The organism is Streptomyces sp. NPDC000410 (assembly GCF_040300305.1).
Lineage (GTDB): Bacteria > Actinomycetota > Actinomycetes > Streptomycetales > Streptomycetaceae > Streptomyces.
In genome coordinates this window covers 1-3,246 of sequence record NZ_JBEPDM010000114.1, presented here as the reverse complement: position 1 = coordinate 3,246, position 3,246 = coordinate 1, and the positions used below count along the sequence as shown (strand labels likewise).

Here is a 3,246-nt window from a genome sequence, read left to right as displayed (position 1 = left end):
CGTACTCACCCGCAGAACATTCTCTGGGGCTTTCCTCCGGGCGCTTCCCTTCGGTGTTTCCAACCTTACCAGACTCTTTTCCGTTCCGTTTCCGGTTCGGATTTAGTTTCCGGTGGCCGTTGGAGGGCCTTTTGCCTTTCGGCGATCTCGACTTTATCAGAGTCTTTTCGGCCGATCTAATCGGCCTCGTGATCCGGATAAGGATTCGAGTGGCTCCATGGAAACTCAATTTCCAGTGGGAGCGAGAGAGATGCTAGTCGTGACACTCGAACATGTCCAGTCCGAGGCAACCGTTAGAATCTACCTCCCCGCTGCGACTGTGTCAACAGCCTTTGCGGGCGAAGAGAAGACTAGCAGGTCACAGGGCCTGTCGCACATCAGGCGGCCACCGGGAGCTCCGCGCTCCGGTCCGTGGCGTCGATGTCTCCCGTCTCGCCCGCGCGGGACGCCCGGCCGCCGAGGACGTACACGTACACGAGGAAGGCCAGTTCAGCGGCGATTCCAATGGTGATGCGCGCCCAGGTCGGCAGGCCGGAGGGGGTCACGAATCCTTCGATCACCCCGGATATGAAGAGGACCAGGGCGAGTCCGATGGCCATTCCGATGGCTGCGCGGCCCTGCTGGGCGAGAGCTGTGCGACGGGACTGAGGGCCCGGGTCGATGAGGGTCCAGCCGAGCCGGAGGCCGGTGCCGGCCGCGACGAAGACGGCGGTGAGCTCGAGCAGGCCGTGCGGGAGGACGAGGCCGAGGAAGACGTCGAGACGTCCGGCGGAGGACATCAGGCCGATGCCGACGCCGAGATTGAGCATGTTGAGCAGGAGGATCCAGAGCACCGGGACGCAGAGGAAGGCACCGAGGACCAGGCACATGGCGGCGGCTCGGGCGTTGTTCGTCCAGACCTGGGCTGCGAAGGAGGCCGCCGGGTGGCTCGAGTAGTACGTCTCGTACTCGCCGCCGGGGCGAGTGAGCCGGCGCAGCTCGTCAGGGGCTGCGATGGCCGACTGGATCTCGGGGTGCGTGCCGATCCACCAGCCGATGATCACTGCGAGGAGCGTGGAGAGGACGGCCGTGGGAATCCACCAGTGGCGGGAGCGATAGACCGCGGCGGGGAACCCGACGGTCAGGAATCGGGCGGCGTCGCGCCACGAGGCGCGGCGGGTGCCGGTGACCGTGGCGCGGGCACGGGCCACGAGCTGGGTGAGGCGGGCCGTGACCATGGGATCCGGCGCGCTCGACTGTATGAGGGAGAGATGGGTCGCGGTGCGCTGGTAGAGGGCGACGAGTTCGTCGGCCTCGGCGCCGGTGAGATGGCGTCCGCGGCGCAGGAGGTAGTCCAGGCGGTCCCATTCCGCGCGGTGGGTCATCACGAAGACGTCAAGGTCCATGGTCGACTGCTGCTCCAGGCACTGGTCCGGGTCCGTACTGCGGCGCGCACTTCGGCTCAGCTTGGCAGACTGGCGACTTGAGGGGGCTGGAAGGTCGATGAAAGCCGATGAGAGGGGTGGGCGCTGGTGAGCGGAGTTGTCACGGGGGACGCGGTCGTACTGGGGCTTCGGCCGGCGAGGCTGCCCAGCCGGGCGCTCGCGATCGCGATCGACCTCGTCGTGGTGTGGACGGTGTATCTCCTGATGTCCCTCGGCCTGTTCGCCGCGACGGCGGCGCTCGACGACGCGGCTGTCATGGCGGTGTCGATCGCCGCGTTCGTGCTGGTGCTGGTGGGCGGGCCGATCGCCGTGGAGACGCTGAGCCATGGTCGTTCGCTGGGGAAGCTGGCCTGCGGGCTGAGGGTGGTCCGGGACGACGGGGGGCCGATCCGGTTCCGGCACGCGCTGGTGCGTGGGTCGATCGGGGTGGTGGAGATCCTGATGACGTTCGGGGCGATCGCGTGCATCGCTTCGCTGGTGTCGGCGCGAGGGCGGCGGATCGGCGATGTGTTCGCGGGGACTCTGGTCATACGGGAGCGGGTACCGGCGGCGCGGTCCACGGCGGTGCCTCCGCCGCCTCCATGGCTGGTGGGGCGGTTCGCGGAACTGGATCTGTCCGGTGTGCCGGACGATCTCTGGCTGGCTGTACGGCAGTACCTGACGCGCATGCGTCAGCTCGACCCGGAGGTGAGCCGATCGTTGGCGGAACGGCTGACCGGTGATCTGGTGGCCCGGACCGGGACGCCCGTGCCGCAGGGAGTGCCGGCTGCCGCGTATCTGGCCGGTGTGGTGAGTGAACGGCAGGCGCGGGATGCTCGGCGTGCGTACGTCGCGACGACAGCGACAGCGGCGACGCTCTCCCCGGCAGCGCAGGGCCCGTCAGCGTCTGTGGCCGTGACGGCCCCGGCGTCACCGGGGGCCGTTCCTTCAGCTCCTGTGCCGCCTGTGCCGGGGGCAGCCGGTGGGGCGGGCGAGGATCGCGTGCCGACGTCGAAGGGGTTCGCGCCGCCCGCGTAGCCCCGCGTCGATCGCCGCGTGGATCAGGGGAAGACGGAGGGTGGGGTTTCGAGGTCTTCGAGCTCGATGCCGGGGGCCGCGAGGACCACGTCGCCGGAGATGTGGACCGTGTGCTGCTCGCCCGTGTCCAGGGCACTGACCTGGTATTCGTCCACGGTCAGCAGGCCATTGTCAGTGGCGTGCGCTTCACTCTTCATCAGGGCCCAGGACTGGTCGACGGTGCGCGGGGCGAGGACGGGGTCCGTGAAGGCGACGAGGCGGACGCGGGTCGCGGGTGCGCCGGGGGCGAGGCGGAGCAGTCGGGCCGTTGCGATGAGGAAAGCGGGGGAAGTGCCGGTGAAGGCGTGCGCGCGGACATTGCCTTCGGTGGCGTGAGTGCCGGTGGGGTCGGTCCGGACCCAGGTGACGCCGTCGAGGGCGGCGCCACGGACCTGCCAGCTCGCGGCGTGGAGTTCGAGGCGGATGGGACGGCCGAGCTCGTCGAGGGCCAGATCGACGGAGCCCGCGTGGTCTCCGGAGGGGGTGGTCAGCTGGGAGACGTAGCGCCAGCCGGAGGGGCCTGGTGCGCAGTGGAAGTGCTCTTCACCGAGGGGGGTGTGATCGTGCGGATCATGGAGCGAATAGCGGCCGCGGGGCATGGGGCGGGGTCCTTGCGATGCGTTCGCGCCCCCAGGGCGGGGACGGCCGCAGGCCCCCGCGCCCTGGGGACGGGGGGCCTGCGGGGGTGCGTCAGTAGCGGTAGTGGTCGGGCTTGTACGGGCCCTCGACCTCGACGCCGATGTAGGCGGCCTGCTCGGGGCGGAGC

The 3,246-nt window shown here is 69.4% G+C and carries 4 protein-coding genes; 1 reads left to right on the top strand and 3 read right to left on the bottom strand.

Annotated elements, in window-relative coordinates:
• Nucleotides 1–377 precede the first annotated feature (377 nt).
• Nucleotides 378–1,385: a stage II sporulation protein M gene (locus ABT342_RS37920; protein ID WP_351584122.1), complete on the bottom strand. Its 1,008-nt coding sequence runs from the start codon at nucleotides 1,383–1,385 to the stop codon at nucleotides 378–380.
• 126 nt (nucleotides 1,386–1,511) lie between these two features.
• On the opposite strand from ABT342_RS37920, the gene ABT342_RS37915 reads away from it, so the two are divergent.
• Nucleotides 1,512–2,441, top strand: coding sequence for an RDD family protein (locus ABT342_RS37915; protein WP_351584119.1), 930 nt, complete (start codon nucleotides 1,512–1,514; stop codon nucleotides 2,439–2,441).
• A 23-nt stretch (nucleotides 2,442–2,464) separates the two neighbouring features.
• On the opposite strand, the gene ABT342_RS37910 is transcribed toward ABT342_RS37915, so the two are convergent.
• Both ABT342_RS37910 and ABT342_RS37905 read right to left on the bottom strand, forming a co-directional pair.
• Nucleotides 2,465–3,079, bottom strand: coding sequence for a hypothetical protein (locus ABT342_RS37910; RefSeq protein ID WP_351584116.1), 615 nt, complete (start codon nucleotides 3,077–3,079; stop codon nucleotides 2,465–2,467).
• 91 nt (nucleotides 3,080–3,170) lie between these two features.
• The coding region (locus ABT342_RS37905) for an adenosylhomocysteinase (RefSeq protein WP_351584125.1) at nucleotides 3,171–3,246 on the bottom strand (76 nt) is incomplete at its 5' end.

Excerpts from the sequence above, each read along its gene's own strand:
- ABT342_RS37910 (WP_351584116.1), bottom strand. The coding sequence starts at position 3,079 with ATGCCCCGCGGCCGCTATTCGCTCCATGATCCGCACGATCACACCCCC.
- ABT342_RS37920 (WP_351584122.1), bottom strand. The coding sequence starts at position 1,385 with ATGGACCTTGACGTCTTCGTGATGACCCACCGCGCGGAATGGGACCGC.